Consider the following 14052-nt stretch of genomic DNA (forward strand, 5'->3'; position numbering starts at 1 on the left):
GCAATGTCGCTCGATCGTCGTCGCCTCGGCCTCGGGGCCCTCACCCTTCTCGCCGCCGGCGGCAGCGCGCTGCGCCCGCGCGCGGCGCAGGCCCAGGGCACGGAGGCCTATCCGGGCAACCGCCCCGTCACCATCGTCGTCGCATGGGCGCCCGGCGGCTCGACCGACTTCGTCGCCCGCGTGGTCGCGCAGGCCCTGTCGCGCGAACTCGGTGGGAACTTCGTCGTGGACAACCGCCCCGGCGCCTCCGGCACGGTCGGCCACGCCTCGGTCGCCCGCGCGCGGCCAGACGGCCAGACGCTGCTGCTCGGCGTGAATTCCACCTACGCCATGTCGCGCCATTTGTTCCCGAACCGCGGCTATGACGACGACACCGCCTTCGTCGGCATCGGCCGGCTCGCGGTCTCGCCGATCTTCCTCTGCGTGAACCCGCGGATCGGCGTGCGCACCATCGCCGACCTCGTCACGCGCGCGAAGGAAGCACCGGGGCGCATGTCCTACGGCTCCTCGGGCGCCGGGTCCTCGGCGCATCTCGCGACCGAGCTGTTCCTGCGCAGCGCCGACATCCGCATCGAGAACGTCACCTATCGCGGCGGCGCGCCGGCCGTGCAGGCGCTGATCACGAACGAGGTGCAGGTCGCGATGGTGGATGGCGTCACCGCCCTGCCGCTGATGGCCGCGGGGACGATCACCGCGATCGGCGTGAGCACGCCGACGCGCAACCCCCTCGCCCCGGACGTGCCGACCATCGCCGAGAGCGGCTTCCCGGGCTTCGAGGCGACGAGCAACTTCGCGCTGCTCGCCCCCGCCGGCACGCCCGCGCCGATCATCGCACGCCTCGCCGCGGCGAAGGATGCGGTGATGCGCAACCCCGAGGTGCTCGAGCGGCTGCGCCAGAACTCCATCTTCCCCACCCCCGGCACGCCGGAGCAGTGGCCCGCCTACTACCGGGCCGAGGTCGCGAAGTGGGGCGAGCTGATCCGCGTCCGCGGCATCACCGCGGAATGACGCCGGCGCGGCGGCGGTCCACCCGCCGCCGCCCCCCTCCAGGCGGAAGATCGACATGCCAGGCGCACCCTGCATCATCTCGGTCGCGATCACCGGCTCGGTGCCGCGCAAGAAGGACAATCCGGCGCTGCCGGTGACGACTTCCGAGCAGATCGAGAGCACGCATGCGGCCTATGAGGCCGGCGCCGCGCTCGTGCACGTGCATGTCCGCAACGCCGACGAGACACCGTCGAGCGACCCCGAGAAGTTCGCCGCCTTCCAGGACGGCATCCGCAAGCACTGCCCGGACATCATCGTGCAGTTCTCGACCGGCGGGCGCGGCCGCGCGCTGGACGCCCGCGGCGCGATGCTGCACCTGAAGCCGGACATGGCCTCGCTCGCCACGGGCTCGGTCAACTTCCCGACCATCGTCTACGAAAATCCGCCCGACTTCGTGCGCAGCCTCGCCGTCACGATGCGCGACGGCGGCATCAAGCCGGAGATCGAGGTCTTCGATCTCGCCATGCTGACCAACACCGCCGACCTCGTGGCCGAGGGGCTGATCCTGCCGCCGCCGCATGTGCAGTTCGTGTTTGGCGTGAAGCACGCCCTGCCGCCGCGCCGCGACATCCTGGAGTTCGAGGTGAAGCTGCTGCGCGAATTGCTGCCGGGCGCCACCTGGACGGCGGCCGGCATCGGCCGGCACCAATTCGAGGTGGCGCGCTGGGCGCTCGAGATGGGCGGGCACTGCCGCACCGGGCTCGAGGACAACATCCGTCTGGACCGCACGACGCTCGCGCCGTCCAACGCCGCGCTCGTCGCCCATGTGGCGCGGATGTGCGCGGAGCATGACCGCCCGGTCGCCACCGCCGCCGAGGCGCGACGCCTCCTCGGCCTGCCGCCGGCGCGCTGAGCAAGGAGACGAGACATGACCGCGGACCGCGAATTCGTCGCGCGCGACACGGCGGCGCATCCGCAGGCGCTGACGCCGATCTACAAGACGAGCGTCTTCCGCGCGCCGCACCGCCCGCTGCTCTCGCTGCAGAATTCCTTGTCGGAGGTCACCGGCCCGGCCTTCGGGCAGCATGAGATCGGCCCGCTCGACAACGACCTGGTGCGCAACTACGCCCGCGCCGGCGGCGCGCCGGTGGGCGAGCGCATCATCGTCCATGGCCGCGTGCTGGACGGCAGCGCGCGGCCCGTCCCCGGCGTGCTGGTGGAGTTCTGGCAGGCCAATGCGGCCGGGCGCTACCGGCACAGGAACGATAATTTCGACGCGCCGATCGATCCGAATTTCGGCGGCTGCGGCCGGTGCCTGACGGATGCGGAGGGCCGCTACGCCTTCCGCACCGTCAAGCCCGGCCCCTACCCTTACCGCAACCGCGTGAACGACTGGCGGCCGGCGCATATCCACTTCTCCGTCTTCGGATCGGGCTTCGCACAGCGGCTGATCACCCAGATGTATTTCGAGGGCGACCCGCTGATCCGCCACGACAGCATCCTGCAGACCGTGCCCGATCCGGCGGCGAGGGAGAGGCTGGTCGCGCTGCTCGACCTGAATGCCAGCGTGCCGCTGCACACCCTCGCCTATCGCTGGGACATCGTGCTGCGCGGCGCGCGGTCCACGCTGTTCGAGAACCGGCTGCAGGGGAATTGACGCCATGATCCCGCAGGACATCCTCGGCAACCTGCCCGAGACGCCGTCGCAAACCGCCGGCCCCTACGTGCATATCGGCCTGATCCCGAAGCAGGCGGGCTTCGACATCTTCGAGACCAACATCGGCGACGTGCTCGTCGGACCCGCGACGCAGGGCGAGCGCATCCGCATCGAGGGCCGGATCTTCGACGGCACGGGCGCGCTGGTGCGCGATGCGCTTGTCGAGATCTGGCAGGCCGACGCGCATGGCCGCTTCAATCATCCCGCCGACCGCCAGCCCGGGCCGCGCGACGAGACCTTCCGCGGCTGGGGCCGCACCGGTACCGATTTCGAGACCGGCCTCTGGGCCTTCGAGACGATCAAGCCGGGCCGCGTCGCCGGACGCAGCGGGCACAAGCCCATGGCGCCGCATGTCAGCCTCTGGATCGTCGCGCGCGGGATCAACCTCGGCCTCGCCACGCGGCTGTATTTCGGCGACGAGGCGGCCGCGAACGCCGAGGATCCGGTGCTGCGCATCATCGAGCAGCCGGCGCGACGCGAGACGCTGATCGCGCCGCGCAGCCTGCGCGACGGCCAACCGGTCTACACCCTCGACATCCGCCTGCAGGGCGAGGGGGAGACGGTGTTCTTCGACGTCTGACGGTCGGAGCATCCGGCCCCACGGCGACATGGCACCTCGGCCACGTGCCCAGGCGCCCTACGCCCCGGCGGCGCGCCCCAGATACAGCGCCGCCGCGCGTTCATCCGCCAGCAGCGTCGTGGCCGGACCCAGCATCGCGACGCGCCCGCCATCCAGGATGCAGCCGCGGTCGGAGATCGCCAGCGCCTGGCGCGCGCGCTGTTCGACCATCAGCACGCTGACGCCCAGCGCCGGCAGCCCGCGGATGCGCGCGAAGGATTCCGCGATGCGCGCCGGTGCCAGCGCGGCGGTCGGCTCGTCCAGGATCATCAGCCGCGGCCGGGCCATCAACGCGCGGGCGAAGGCGAGCTGCTGGCGTTCGCCGCCCGAGAGGCTGCCGGCACGGGCGCGGCGGCGTTCCGCCAACGCCGGGAAGGCAGCCAGCAATTCGTCGATGCGCGCCCGCGCGTCGCGCACGCCCTGCACGACCTGCAGGTTCTCGATCACGCTCAGCGAGGCGAAGACGTTGCCGACCTGCGGCACATAGGCGATGCCGAGCGCGAGCCGGCGTTCCACCGGTTCGGCCAGGATGTCGCGCCCATCCAGCGCGACGCGCCCGGCCACGCGCGGCAGCAGGCCCATCACCGCGCGGGCCAGCGTCGACTTTCCGGCCCCGTTGGTGCCGGCGACGGTCAGGATCTCGCCGGCCTCCACCGTCAGGTCGATGCCGTTGAGGATGTCGGTCTCGCCATAGCCGCCGGTCAGGTGCTCGATCGCCAGCAGGCTCATGCCACGGCACCGCCGAGATAGGCCTCGCGCACCGCGGGATCGGCCAGCACGGCATCCGGCGCGCCGGTGGCGAGCACGCGTCCGCGGTCCATCACCACCAGCCGCGGCACGAGGCGCGACAGCGCATCCAGGTCGTGCTCGATGACCAGGAAGCCGATGCCACGCGCGTTCAGCGCCGCGACGCGGTCCATGATCTGTCCGATCAGCACCGGATTCACGCCGGCGAAGGGTTCGTCCAACAGGATCAGCCGGGGCTTGGCCATCAGCGCGCGGCCGAGCTCCAGCAACTTCTTCTGCCCGCCCGACAGACGCCCGGCGGGCGTGTCCGCCACCGGCGAAAGCCGCAGGAAATCCATCGTGGCCTCGGCCTCGGCGCGGATCGCCGCTTCCTCCGCGCTCACGCGCCGGGGGCTGAGGAATACGCCGAGGAGGTTCTCGCCGATCTGGCCCGGCGCGGCGGCCATCAGGTTCTCCCGCACCGTCAGGTGGTGGAACTCGCGCGGTACCTGGAAGGTGCGCACCATGCCGGCGCGGGCGCGGGCCGCAGCGCCCAGCCGGTCAAGCGGCCGACCATGCAGCGACACCCCGCCCGCATCCGCCGTCATGAAGCCGGACATCACCGAGAACAGCGTGGACTTGCCCGCGCCGTTAGGCCCGATGATGCCGAGCAGCCCGTCCGCCGGCATTTCGAGCGACACGTCGTCCAGCGCGCGGAAGCCGCCGAAGGACTTGGCGATGTTGCGCACCGACAGCGTCATCGCCGGGTGTAGTCGCCCATGAGCCCCTGCGGGCGGAACAGGGTGAACAGCACCAGCGCCAGACCGACCGCGCCCAGCCGCACGGACGCCATGTCCACCGCCGAGATCAGGTCGGGTGCCACGTCGCGCAGGAAGCGCGTGCCTTCCAGGAACAGCATCAGCAGCAGCGCGCCGACCACGGCGCCGGAGACGCGCCCGACCCCGCCCATGATCATCGCCATCCAGACATAGAAGGTGACCAGCGGGATGAACTGGTCCGGCGAGAGATAGGTGATGTAGTGCGCGTAGAAGGCGCCGGCGAGGCCCGCGAGCGCCGAGCCCAGCGCCAGCACCTGGATCTTGAAGCGCGCGGGATCCTTGCCCAGCGCGCGCAGCGCGTCCTCGTTGTCGCGGATCGCCTCGATCACCCGGCCGAAGGGAGACCGCGTGATCCGCCGCAGCATCAGCGCCGCGACGGCGCAGGCCAGCGCGACGGCGGCCAGCGTCGCCAGCGCGCCCGCCATCCCGATGCCCATGCCGGCGAAGGCCTTCGGCACGCCAGGAATGCCCTGCACGCCGTTGGTCAGCCATTTCTCCGAGGTGATGGCCAGGCGCACCGTCTCCCCGAAGCCGAGCGTGACCACCGCGAAATAGTCGTCGCGCAGGCGCAGCGCGACGAGGCCGATCGGATAGGCCGCAAGCGCCGCGATGGCGGCCGCGCAGGCGAAGGACAGGACCAGCGGCACGCCCTGCATGCTGATCAGCGCCGAGGCATAGGCGCCGATCGCGAAGAAGCCGACATGGCCGAAATTCACCAGGCCGGTCAGCCCGTATTGCAGCGTCAGGCCGAGCGTCAGCAGCACGTAGATCGCGGCGATGATGGCGATGGCGACGAGATACGCCTCCATCAGCGCACGCCCTCGACCCGCCCGAACAGGCCGCGCGGGCGCAACAACAGCACCGCCAGCATCACCGCGAAGGACAGCGCGATCTTGTAGGTGAAGCCGACATAGGGGGTGGAGACCTCCTGCGCGATGCCGAGCAGAAGCCCCGCCGCCACCGCGCCGACCGGCGATCCGATGCCGCCGAGGATCGCCGCGGCGAAGGCGGACAGCAGCCCCTCCCAGCCCATCTCCGGCGCCACCACGGTCTTCACGCCCAGCATCAGCCCGGCGATCCCCGCCGCGGCGCCGGCGAGCAACCACAGCGTCACCATCACACGCAGCGGCCGGATGCCGGAGATGCGCGCGAGGTCCGGGTCGTCCGCCACCGCGCGCATCTGCCGCCCGATCGAGGTCAGGTAGAGCACGCCGAAGGCACCGGCCAGCGCGCAGGCCGCGACCCCGGCCAGCGTCAGGTCCATCGGCGGGATGCGAATGCCCGCGACCTCGATGGGCCAGGCAAGCGGCACCTGGAAGACCTGCTGCTGGTGCCCGAAGACGATGCCCAGCACCGCGCGGATCAGGAAGGCGACGCCGATCGCGGCGACCAGCAGCGACGCCACCGGCCGCCGTGCAAGCGGCCGGAACACCAGCAGGTAGCCCAACAGCGACAGCAGCCCCGAGGCCGCCACCGCCGCGCCGCCCGCGACCAGCAGCGACCCGCTGGCCTTGTGCGCGACGAGCCCGGCATAGGCGCCCGCCGTCATCGTGTCGCCCGCCGCCGCGTTGGGAAAGCGGGCGATGCCGAAGACCAGCGTCACCGCCAGCGCGGCGAGGCCGATGATCAGGCCATGCACGATGCCGGCGACGAGGAGCTGGCCGAACACCTCAGATCTTGACCACGTAGCGCCGGTTGAACTGGCCCTGCTCGATGAAGTAGGCGCCGAAATCGGGCGTCACGTCGCCGAACTGGTCGAAGTCGAGCACGGAGGACGCGCCCTCGTAGTTCACCTTCCGGCCGGCGGCGATCGCGGCCTTGCCTTCGGCGAAGGTCGCCACCGCCTCGCCCGGCGGGTTTGCCACCTGGCGGATGGCGGCGTTGATCGCCGCGGTCTCGAAGGACTTCGCCTGCTCGATCGCGAGCGCCAGCGTATTCGCCATGTCCCAGGTCATGGCGGCATACGCGTTGGCGGTGCCTGGCTGGTTGTTCATGGCGCGGCGATGCGCGGCATCGTAGGCGGCGAAGGCGGGCGCCCCCTCGTTCGAGACTGATTCGACCGCGATGATCCCCTGCGTCACCGCCGGGCCCAGCGCCTGCACCAGCTGCGGGTTCGCCGCCCAGCCGGGAATGATCCACTTCATCGGCGTGCCGGTCTGGAACCATTCGCGCAGGATGATCGTGGTGTCGGGCAGGAAGGACCCCATCACGATCACGTCCGGGCGCGTGTTCAGCACGCGCAGCAGCTCGGCGCGGTAGGAGGGCTGGTTGGGTTCGTAGACCACGTGCTCGCCGTTCTGGCTGCCCTTGGCGGCCCAGGCGCGACGGAAGCCGTCGGTGTTGCCGATGCCCGAGGCGTTGTTGAACGCCATGGTCGCCGGGCGGCGGAACCCCTCCCGCGCCGCGATCTCGGCGAAGGCGCGCCCGAAGCGGTCGTTGGTCGCCTGGAAGCGGTAGCCGAGGCCCTTTGCGTTGACCGGCGGCGTCGACAGCGCCGGCGCGCCGGAGGTGTGCATCAGCAGGATGTCGGCGTCGTTGGTCAGCGGCATGACGGCGAGCGACACGCCCGAGGACCAGGTGCCGACAATGGCGCGCACCCGGTTCACCTCGATCAGCTTCTTGGCGGCCAGCACGGCGGCCTGCGGGCTGGTCTGGCTGTCCTCGCTGAACAGCTCGATGCGGCGGCCATTGACGCCACCGGCGGCGTTGATCGCCTCCACCGCCGCGGCGATCATGCGCTGCATGCCCGAGCCATAGGGCGAGCCCGCGCCGGTCACGGGGTTCAGCGCGCCGACGCGGAAGGTTTCGCCCTGTGCGCGCACGACATTCGGCATGGCAAGCGCGCCGGCGCCGCCGGCCAGCACGATGCGACGGGTGATGGTCATGGTCCTGGTCTCCCTGTTGGGCGGCTCAGGCCGCCAGCTGGTCCTTCACGAAGCGGCCGCCGAGCATGATGGCGGAAAGATGCTTGCCCTGCCCCGTCAGCAGCGCCAGGTCCTTGAGCGGATCGCCCTCGACCACGATCAGGTCGGCATGCGCGCCCGGGGCGACGCAGCCGATGCGCCCTTCGGACATCAGCAGCTTCGCCGCGTTCAGCGTGGCGCTGCGGATCACCTCGATCGCCGGCAGCACGCGGCCGCGGATGACGAATTCCTCCGACTGGTGGCGGTGCAACTCGCCCAGCAGGTCGGTGCCATAGGCCATGGTCAGCCCGGCATCACGCATGATCTCGAGCGAGCGCAGCCCCGCGAGGCGCACATCGTCGATCTTCGCGACGGATTCGGCCGGGAAACCCATCGCCGCCCCCTCGTCCTTCAGCGCCTGGTAGGTGACCAGGGTCGGGCAGGCGATGGCGCCGCGATGGGCGGCGAAGCGCGCGGTCTCCTCCTCGATCAGGTTGCAGTGCTCGAGGCTGCGCACGCCGCATTCCACGGCGCGGCGGATCGCGCTGTCGGTGTACAGGTGCGCCGCGACATAGGTGCCGGCGTTCTCGGCCTCCTCGACCGCGGCCAGCACTTCCTCCCGCGAGAAGCCGACGAAGGCGATGGGGTCGGTGGGCGAGGCGACGCCGCCATTGGCCATGATCTTGATGTAGTCGGCGCCGGCCTTGATCTCCTCCCGGCAGGCGCGCCGCACATCGGCGACGCCATCGACCAGCCGGCCGAGGCTGCCCAGCCGCGCGGCGAAGAAGGCGGTGTCGCGCGTGTCGTGCCGGCCGCGGAAGTCGCAATGCCCGCCGGTCTGCGACAGCGCCTTGCCCGAGATGTTCAGCCGCGGCCCGTCGAAATGCCCTTCGTCCCGCGCCATGCGCAGCCCGTGGGTGCAGCCGCCCAGGTCGCGCACGGTGGTGAAGCCCCGCATCAGCATCCCGTGCATGATCCTGGCCGCGCGGAAAGCGACCAGCGGGTCGGGCAGCATGGCGTTCAAGCCGAGGTTCACCACCCCGGCCACGACATGCACATGGGCATCGATCAGCCCCGGCATCAGCGTGCGGCCGCGCAGGTCGACGCGGCGCGCGCCGGCTGCGGCGATCGGGGTGTCGCTGACCTCCTTGATGACGCCGGCCTCCACCAGGACGTGGCCCGGCACGGCGCCATCGGCGCTGCCGTCCAGGATGGCTGCGTTCTCGAAAAGGACGGCGTCGGTCATGCGGGTGGTCTCCGGTCGAAGCGCGCGACGCTAATCCGCCCGCGCGGCGGCGGCCAGATGGGCCGCGCGGCGCAGCGCGCCCGGCAGGAATCCTGCGATCACCTCCGCCGCGGCGACGTCGGGCTCGGCATAGGCGCCGGCGGCGTCGAGGATGTTGAGCGTGCCGACCACCTCGCCGCCCTCGCGCACCGGCACGTTGATGCAGGCGGCGCAGCCCAGGCTTGCGATCAATTCGTGGTCGGGGAAGGCCCAGCGGATCTCCTCGGCGGTATTGCCCATCCAGCATCGGCCCTGCGCCAGGACATGCTCGCCCCAGGGCGTCGGGCCCATGCGCTTGCGCCCGGTCAGGGGATAGGCGCCGGGGTCGGAGGAATAGACGCGCTCGACCTCCGCCCCGCCGGGGACAACGAACAGCACGGTGAACAGGCGATGGCGGATGAGCGCCGCGGATGCGGCCTCGGCTGCGCGGAACACCGCGACGGGATCGACGGAGGCCGCGGCGGCGCGGGCCAGGGCGACGAGTGCGGGCGTCATGCGGGGGCCTTCTGGTTCAGTTCGGGGAAGATGCCGCTCTGGCGGAAGCGCAGCAGCAGGATCAGCGCGATGCCGACCGCCATTTCGCGCAGCGCCGCGGCCTGCAGGGCGCTGACGCCGGGCACGACCTCCGCGGCGAACCGTGTCGCCTCCAGGAAGGCGATCAGCAGATAGGCGCCCACCGTCGCACCGGTCGGCCGCCCGTTGCCGCCCGCCGTCACGGCGAGGAAGACGTAGATCGTGACCAGCGGCTGGAAGATCTCGGGCGCGATGTAGGAGGTGTAGTGGCCATAGAGCGCGCCCGCGAGCGCCGCGATGGCGGCGGAGATGGCGAAGGCTTCCGCCTTCAGCCGTGTCACGCGCTTGCCGGCGACGGCGGCGACGATCTGGTCCTCGCGCACCGCGCGCAGCGCGCGGCCCCAGGGCGAAGCGACCAGCCGCCGCAAGGCCAGCCACACAAGGCCGACCACCGCGCTGACCACCGCGAGCGACGCCAGGTGGAAGCCCTGCCCCCAGTCGCGCGGCAGACCGGCGGGGATGCCGGAAATCCCGTCCGTCCCGCCGGTCAGCCAGATCTCGTTGGAGGCGACGACGCGCACCGCCTCGGCGAAGCCGAGGGTGACGATCGCCAGGTAGTCGTCGCGCAACCGAAGCGTCGAGACGCAGACGACGAACCCCGCGACGGCCCCCGCGGCCAGTGCCGCGACCAGCCCAAGCGGCACCGGCGCGCCGCCCCACTTCACCACCGTGGCGGAGGCATAGGCGCCGATGGCGAAGAACCCAGCGAGACCGAGATTGACCAGCCCGGTGACGCCCCAGGCGAGGCAGAGGCTCTGCGCCAGCAGCGCATAGATGCCCGCGATCACCAGCAGAAAGACGATGTAGGAAACCATCAGCCGGCCCGCGCGCCGAACAGCCCCGACGGGCGCAGCGTCAGCACCGCCAGGATGGCGACGAAGCCCACCACCAGCCGATAGGCGGGGTTGAAGGCGAGCACCGCGACTTCCTCCGCCACGCCGATCGCGATGGCACCCGCCACCGCGCCTGGGATGGAGCCAAGCCCGCCGAGCACGGCCGCGGCGAAGATCGACAGCACCAGCCGCGTGCCCACCAGGGGATCGACCGAGGTGTCGAGCCCGACCAGCATCCCGCCCATGCCCGCAAGCCCCGCGCCCACCGCGACGGTCACCGCCGCGACGCGCACCGGATCCACGCCGCGCAGCAGCGCGAGATCCCGGTTGTCCGCCACCGCGCGCATCGCCCGACCGGTGCGGCTGAAGCGCAGGAAGGCCCAGAGCAGCGCCATGCAGGCCAGGGCGAGCACGAAGTTCTCCACCTGCTGCGGCCCGACGCGGAAGGCGCCGAAGCGCCAGTCGCGCAGCAGCGGCAGGTCGAAGCCGCGCAATTCGTTGCCGAAGCCGAAGCGCAGCATGTTCTCGAGCACCAGGCCCGCGGCGAGCGAGGCGATCGCCATCATCAGCGCCCCGGCGGCTTCGAGCGGCTTCACCGCCATCCATTGCACCGCGAGCCCCGCCAGGGCCGCGGCGAGGAAGGCGACCGGCAGCGCCGCGGCCATCGGCAGGCCGAAGGCGGTGTTGCCGACCCACCCCGCATAGGCACCGACCGTCGCCAGCGCGCCGATGGCGAAGTTCGGATAGTTCAGCACCGCGAAGATCGCCGTGAAGCCGAGCGCCGGCACCGCGAGGATGGTGCCGGCGATCACGCCGTTGATCAGCGCCTGGGCCAGCGCCTCGGCCATCAGGCGATGCGCAGCAGGGTCTGGCGCCCGGCGCGCACCTGCTCGTAGCGGAACCTGCAGTCGCTGATGTCGCCGGCATCGGTGAAGTCGCAGGGGCCCGAGGCGCCGTCGTAATCCACCTTCCCCCCCGCCGCGACGATGCGCAGCCCGTCCACCGCATTGTCGACCCGGTCGCCGCCGCCCTGGCTGACGCGGCGGATGCTGTCGCGGATCGCCTGGCCCGTGCCGTCGCGGCCGGCGGCCATGGCCATCACCACCAGGTTCACGTGGTCGTAGATCTGGCAGGTGTAGGGGTCGGGGTTGTCGTTGCCGACAATGCGCCGCACCCGCGCATAGCCGCCCGAATCCTCCGCCGGGGACGGCGCCAGGGTGTGGATGCCTTCGGTCACCTCGTTGGGCAGGGCCGAGAGCATCTGCTGATTCACCGAATAGGCGAAGGCGAGCTTCCGGCCCGTGTAGCCCGCGCGGAAGATGTCGCGCAGCAGCACGGTGGTGTCCGGCGTATAGCCACCCATGACGATGATGTCGGGGCGGAAGCGCAGCGCCTGGTCCACCTCGGTGCGCAGGGACGGCTTGTTGGCGTCGTAGACCAGCAGCTCGGCCGCACCGCCGCCGCGTTCCAGCGCCGCCTTCATGTTGGTGAACTGGGACTGGGTGAAGGGCGTCTGCGGCGCCATGAAGAAGGCGCGCCTGGCACCGAGTTCCAGCGCGTATTCGCCGAACTTCCGCCCCTGCAGCGTCGTATTGGGCTGGGTGCGCACCAGCCAGCCATTGTGCGGCAGGGCGGTGATGGAATCGGCGCCCGACACGGTGGCGAGGAAGGTGCGGCTCTCCCAGCACAGCGGCGCCACCGCGGTGGTCACGGAGGATGCCCAGGTGCCCATGATGGCGGCGACGCGGTCGACGTCGATGAGCTTCCGCGCGGCCCGCACGCCCGCTTCGGGATTGGTCTGGTCGTCCTCGCTGACCAGCTGCAGCTGGCGGCCGAGCACGCCGCCGGCGCCGTTCACCTCGGCGATCACCGCGCGCACGCAATTGGCCATGACAGGGCCATAGGGGCCGCCGGCGCCGGTCAGCGGCGTCAGCGTGCCGAGCCGGATGGGCGCCCCCTGCGCGCGCGCCAGCGACGGCGCGGCAAGCATGGCGGCGCCCGCGGCCAAGGCCGCGCGGCGGGTGAGAAGCGTCATCGCTGTGTCTCCCTTCCAGTCCCTGAGGCATCCATCCTGCCCGCTCCGCGCCCGCCGAGGAACAGGCGTCGGATCTCGGGGTCGCGCGCCAGGGCCGGCGCCGGGCCCTCATGCGCGTTGCGGCCATCGACCAGCACCAGCGCGCGGTCGGAGACCTGCATCGCCTGCAGCGCGTTCTGTTCGACCATGAGCACCGCGACGCCCGATTCAGCCGTGGCGCGCACCAGCGCGAAAAGGTCATCCGCCGCCTTGGGCGACAGGCCGGCGGTGGGTTCGTCCAGCAGGAGAACGCGCGGCTCGCTCATCAGCGCCTGACCCATGGCGAGGATCTGCCGCTGCCCACCGGACAGGGTGCGCGCGGCCTGGCGGCGGCGCTCGGCCAGCAGCGGGAAGCGCTCCGTCACCGCCGCCATCCGCGCCCGCGCGCGGCGCGGGTCGAGGAAGCAGCCCATCGCCAGGTTTTCCTCGACGGTGAGGGTCCCGAAGACGTTGCGCTCCTGCGGCACCAGGACAAGCCCGGCCTCGATCATCCGGCGCGGCGACAGCCCGGTGACGTCCCGCCCATCCAGCGCGACGCGCCCGGCGCGCGGCCGCAGCAGCCCCGTCAGCAGCTTCAGGACCGTGGACTTGCCCGCGCCGTTTGGCCCGATGACGCAGAGCAGCTCCCCGGGCGCGACGGCAAGCGACACGCCCTTCACCACATGGTCGGCAGCCGCATAGCCGCCGCTCAGCGCGTCCACCGCGAGGGCCGTCACCGCGCGCCGCCCAGATAGGCGTCCTGCACGGCGGCATCGTCGCGGATCGCCGCGAAGGTCCCTTCGGCCAGCGTCCGGCCCGCCGCCATGACGACGACGTGGTCGGAGATCCGTTCGATCAGCGCCATGTCGTGCTCGACGAGCAGGATGGTCCGCCCTTCCGCGACAAGCGCCCGCAGCAGGTCACCGATCTCCTCCGCCAGCGTCGGGTTCACCCCGGCCGCGGGTTCGTCGAGCAGCAGCAGGACCGGCTCGGCCATCAGCACGCGCCCGATCTCGAGCAGCTTCTTCTGTCCGCCCGACAGCGCCGTGACCTGGTTGTCGATGACCGCGGCAAGGCGCAGGCGGCGCGCGACCGCGAGCGCCTGCTCCGCGAGCGCGGCTTCCCGCCGCCGTGCCGCGGCGGAGCCCAGCAGCGCGGCGGCCCAGCCCTCCCCCGGCTGGTCGCGGCCATAGAGCAGGAGGTGTTCGAAGACCGAGAGCCTGGGAAAGCCACGCGCGATCTGGAAGGACCGCACCAGCCCCTGCGCCGTGATCCGCTCCGGCGGCAGCCCGAGCAGTTCCACCCCGCGCAACCGCACGCTGCCGGATTGCGGGCGCAACAGGCCCGAGACGGCGTTGAACAGGGTTGTCTTGCCCGCGCCGTTCGGGCCGATCAGCGCGGTGATGCGTCCCGGCGCGACTTCGAAGGTCACGCCGTCCAGCGCCGCAAGCCCGCCGAAGGACAGGCGCAGCCCTGCGACCCGCAGCAGCGCATGGTCGTTCCGGGAGACATTCATG

Annotated in this window: 16 protein-coding genes; 4 read left to right on the top strand and 12 right to left on the bottom strand. The window is 71.6% G+C overall.

The window, feature by feature from the left end; all coding sequences use genetic code 11:
- Window positions 1–3 precede the first annotated feature (3 nt).
- Genes J5Y09_RS15795 through pcaG form a run of 4 tightly spaced genes read left to right on the top strand, consistent with a single transcriptional unit; the run spans window position 4 to window position 3284 of the window.
- Window positions 4–1008 (top strand): Bug family tripartite tricarboxylate transporter substrate binding protein, encoded by a 1005-nt coding sequence (locus J5Y09_RS15795; protein WP_209352779.1) that lies wholly within the window; start codon window positions 4–6, stop codon window positions 1006–1008.
- A 55-nt stretch (window positions 1009–1063) separates the two neighbouring features.
- The gene (locus tag J5Y09_RS15800; protein WP_209352780.1) at window positions 1064–1900 is read left to right on the top strand and encodes a 3-oxoadipate:acetyl-CoA acetyltransferase; all 837 of its coding nucleotides are present in this window, start codon (window positions 1064–1066) and stop codon (window positions 1898–1900) included.
- 15 nt (window positions 1901–1915) lie between these two features.
- Entirely contained in the window at window positions 1916–2644 is a 729-nt protein-coding gene (pcaH, locus tag J5Y09_RS15805) for a protocatechuate 3,4-dioxygenase subunit beta (protein WP_209352781.1), read from the top strand.
- A 4-nt stretch (window positions 2645–2648) separates the two neighbouring features.
- Window positions 2649–3284: a protocatechuate 3,4-dioxygenase subunit alpha gene (gene pcaG / locus J5Y09_RS15810; RefSeq protein WP_209352782.1), complete on the top strand. Its 636-nt coding sequence runs from the start codon at window positions 2649–2651 to the stop codon at window positions 3282–3284.
- Between the two features lie 57 nt (window positions 3285–3341).
- On the opposite strand, the gene J5Y09_RS15815 is transcribed toward pcaG, so the two are convergent.
- Genes J5Y09_RS15815 through J5Y09_RS15870 form a run of 12 tightly spaced genes read right to left on the bottom strand, consistent with a single transcriptional unit; the run spans window position 3342 to window position 14051 of the window.
- Window positions 3342–4052 (bottom strand): ABC transporter ATP-binding protein, encoded by a 711-nt coding sequence (locus tag J5Y09_RS15815; RefSeq protein WP_209352783.1) that lies wholly within the window; start codon window positions 4050–4052, stop codon window positions 3342–3344.
- Entirely contained in the window at window positions 4049–4810 is a 762-nt protein-coding gene (locus J5Y09_RS15820) for an ABC transporter ATP-binding protein (RefSeq protein ID WP_209352784.1), read from the bottom strand. The genes J5Y09_RS15815 and J5Y09_RS15820 overlap by 4 nt, the downstream gene beginning before the upstream one ends.
- Window positions 4807–5697 carry a branched-chain amino acid ABC transporter permease gene (locus J5Y09_RS15825; RefSeq protein WP_209352785.1) on the bottom strand — a complete coding sequence of 297 codons (891 nt, stop codon included), beginning with the start codon at window positions 5695–5697 and terminating at the stop codon, window positions 4807–4809. Before J5Y09_RS15825 ends, J5Y09_RS15820 begins: the two co-directional genes overlap by 4 nt.
- The gene (locus J5Y09_RS15830; protein ID WP_209352786.1) at window positions 5697–6557 is read right to left on the bottom strand and encodes a branched-chain amino acid ABC transporter permease; all 861 of its coding nucleotides are present in this window, start codon (window positions 6555–6557) and stop codon (window positions 5697–5699) included. Before J5Y09_RS15830 ends, J5Y09_RS15825 begins: the two co-directional genes overlap by 1 nt.
- 1 nt (window position 6558) lies before the next feature.
- Window positions 6559–7773 (bottom strand): ABC transporter substrate-binding protein, encoded by a 1215-nt coding sequence (locus J5Y09_RS15835; RefSeq protein ID WP_209352787.1) that lies wholly within the window; start codon window positions 7771–7773, stop codon window positions 6559–6561.
- Window positions 7774–7798: 25 nt separating this feature from the next.
- Window positions 7799–9037, bottom strand: a complete 1239-nt coding sequence (locus J5Y09_RS15840) for a metal-dependent hydrolase family protein (RefSeq protein ID WP_209352788.1) — start codon at window positions 9035–9037, stop codon at window positions 7799–7801.
- 30 nt (window positions 9038–9067) lie between these two features.
- Window positions 9068–9571 (bottom strand): GAF domain-containing protein, encoded by a 504-nt coding sequence (locus J5Y09_RS15845; RefSeq protein WP_209352789.1) that lies wholly within the window; start codon window positions 9569–9571, stop codon window positions 9068–9070.
- Window positions 9568–10464, bottom strand: coding sequence for a branched-chain amino acid ABC transporter permease (locus J5Y09_RS15850; RefSeq protein WP_209352790.1), 897 nt, complete (start codon window positions 10462–10464; stop codon window positions 9568–9570). Before J5Y09_RS15850 ends, J5Y09_RS15845 begins: the two co-directional genes overlap by 4 nt.
- Complete coding sequence (locus J5Y09_RS15855) at window positions 10464–11330, bottom strand: branched-chain amino acid ABC transporter permease (RefSeq protein ID WP_209352791.1); 867 nt, start codon at window positions 11328–11330, stop codon at window positions 10464–10466. Before J5Y09_RS15855 ends, J5Y09_RS15850 begins: the two co-directional genes overlap by 1 nt.
- Entirely contained in the window at window positions 11330–12517 is a 1188-nt protein-coding gene (locus J5Y09_RS15860) for an ABC transporter substrate-binding protein (protein WP_209352792.1), read from the bottom strand. The genes J5Y09_RS15855 and J5Y09_RS15860 overlap by 1 nt, the downstream gene beginning before the upstream one ends.
- Complete coding sequence (locus tag J5Y09_RS15865) at window positions 12514–13272, bottom strand: ABC transporter ATP-binding protein (protein WP_209352793.1); 759 nt, start codon at window positions 13270–13272, stop codon at window positions 12514–12516. The genes J5Y09_RS15860 and J5Y09_RS15865 overlap by 4 nt, the downstream gene beginning before the upstream one ends.
- Entirely contained in the window at window positions 13269–14051 is a 783-nt protein-coding gene (locus J5Y09_RS15870) for an ABC transporter ATP-binding protein (RefSeq protein WP_209352794.1), read from the bottom strand. The genes J5Y09_RS15865 and J5Y09_RS15870 overlap by 4 nt, the downstream gene beginning before the upstream one ends.
- Window position 14052 lies beyond the last annotated feature (1 nt).

Origin of the sequence: Roseomonas nitratireducens (genome assembly GCF_017813355.1) — a bacterium.
GTDB classification, from domain to species: Bacteria; Pseudomonadota; Alphaproteobacteria; order Acetobacterales; family Acetobacteraceae; genus Neoroseomonas; species Neoroseomonas nitratireducens.

What these genes read in the sequence shown, in the direction of transcription:
- J5Y09_RS15840 (WP_209352788.1), bottom strand. Translation starts at nt 9,037, where the DNA reads ATGACCGACGCCGTCCTTTTCGAGAACGCAGCCATCCTGGACGGCAGC.
- J5Y09_RS15800 (WP_209352780.1), top strand. Translation starts at nt 1,064, where the DNA reads ATGCCAGGCGCACCCTGCATCATCTCGGTCGCGATCACCGGCTCGGTG.
- J5Y09_RS15845 (WP_209352789.1), bottom strand. Translation starts at nt 9,571, where the DNA reads ATGACGCCCGCACTCGTCGCCCTGGCCCGCGCCGCCGCGGCCTCCGTC.
- J5Y09_RS15815 (WP_209352783.1), bottom strand. Translation starts at nt 4,052, where the DNA reads ATGAGCCTGCTGGCGATCGAGCACCTGACCGGCGGCTATGGCGAGACC.
- J5Y09_RS15860 (WP_209352792.1), bottom strand. Translation starts at nt 12,517, where the DNA reads ATGACGCTTCTCACCCGCCGCGCGGCCTTGGCCGCGGGCGCCGCCATG.
- pcaG (WP_209352782.1), top strand. Translation starts at nt 2,649, where the DNA reads ATGATCCCGCAGGACATCCTCGGCAACCTGCCCGAGACGCCGTCGCAA.
- J5Y09_RS15825 (WP_209352785.1), bottom strand. Translation starts at nt 5,697, where the DNA reads ATGGAGGCGTATCTCGTCGCCATCGCCATCATCGCCGCGATCTACGTG.
- pcaH (WP_209352781.1), top strand. Translation starts at nt 1,916, where the DNA reads ATGACCGCGGACCGCGAATTCGTCGCGCGCGACACGGCGGCGCATCCG.
- J5Y09_RS15835 (WP_209352787.1), bottom strand. Translation starts at nt 7,773, where the DNA reads ATGACCATCACCCGTCGCATCGTGCTGGCCGGCGGCGCCGGCGCGCTT.
- J5Y09_RS15795 (WP_209352779.1), top strand. Translation starts at nt 4, where the DNA reads ATGTCGCTCGATCGTCGTCGCCTCGGCCTCGGGGCCCTCACCCTTCTC.
- J5Y09_RS15855 (WP_209352791.1), bottom strand. Translation starts at nt 11,330, where the DNA reads ATGGCCGAGGCGCTGGCCCAGGCGCTGATCAACGGCGTGATCGCCGGC.
- J5Y09_RS15850 (WP_209352790.1), bottom strand. Translation starts at nt 10,464, where the DNA reads ATGGTTTCCTACATCGTCTTTCTGCTGGTGATCGCGGGCATCTATGCG.
- J5Y09_RS15870 (WP_209352794.1), bottom strand. Translation starts at nt 14,051, where the DNA reads ATGAATGTCTCCCGGAACGACCATGCGCTGCTGCGGGTCGCAGGGCTG.
- J5Y09_RS15820 (WP_209352784.1), bottom strand. Translation starts at nt 4,810, where the DNA reads ATGACGCTGTCGGTGCGCAACATCGCCAAGTCCTTCGGCGGCTTCCGC.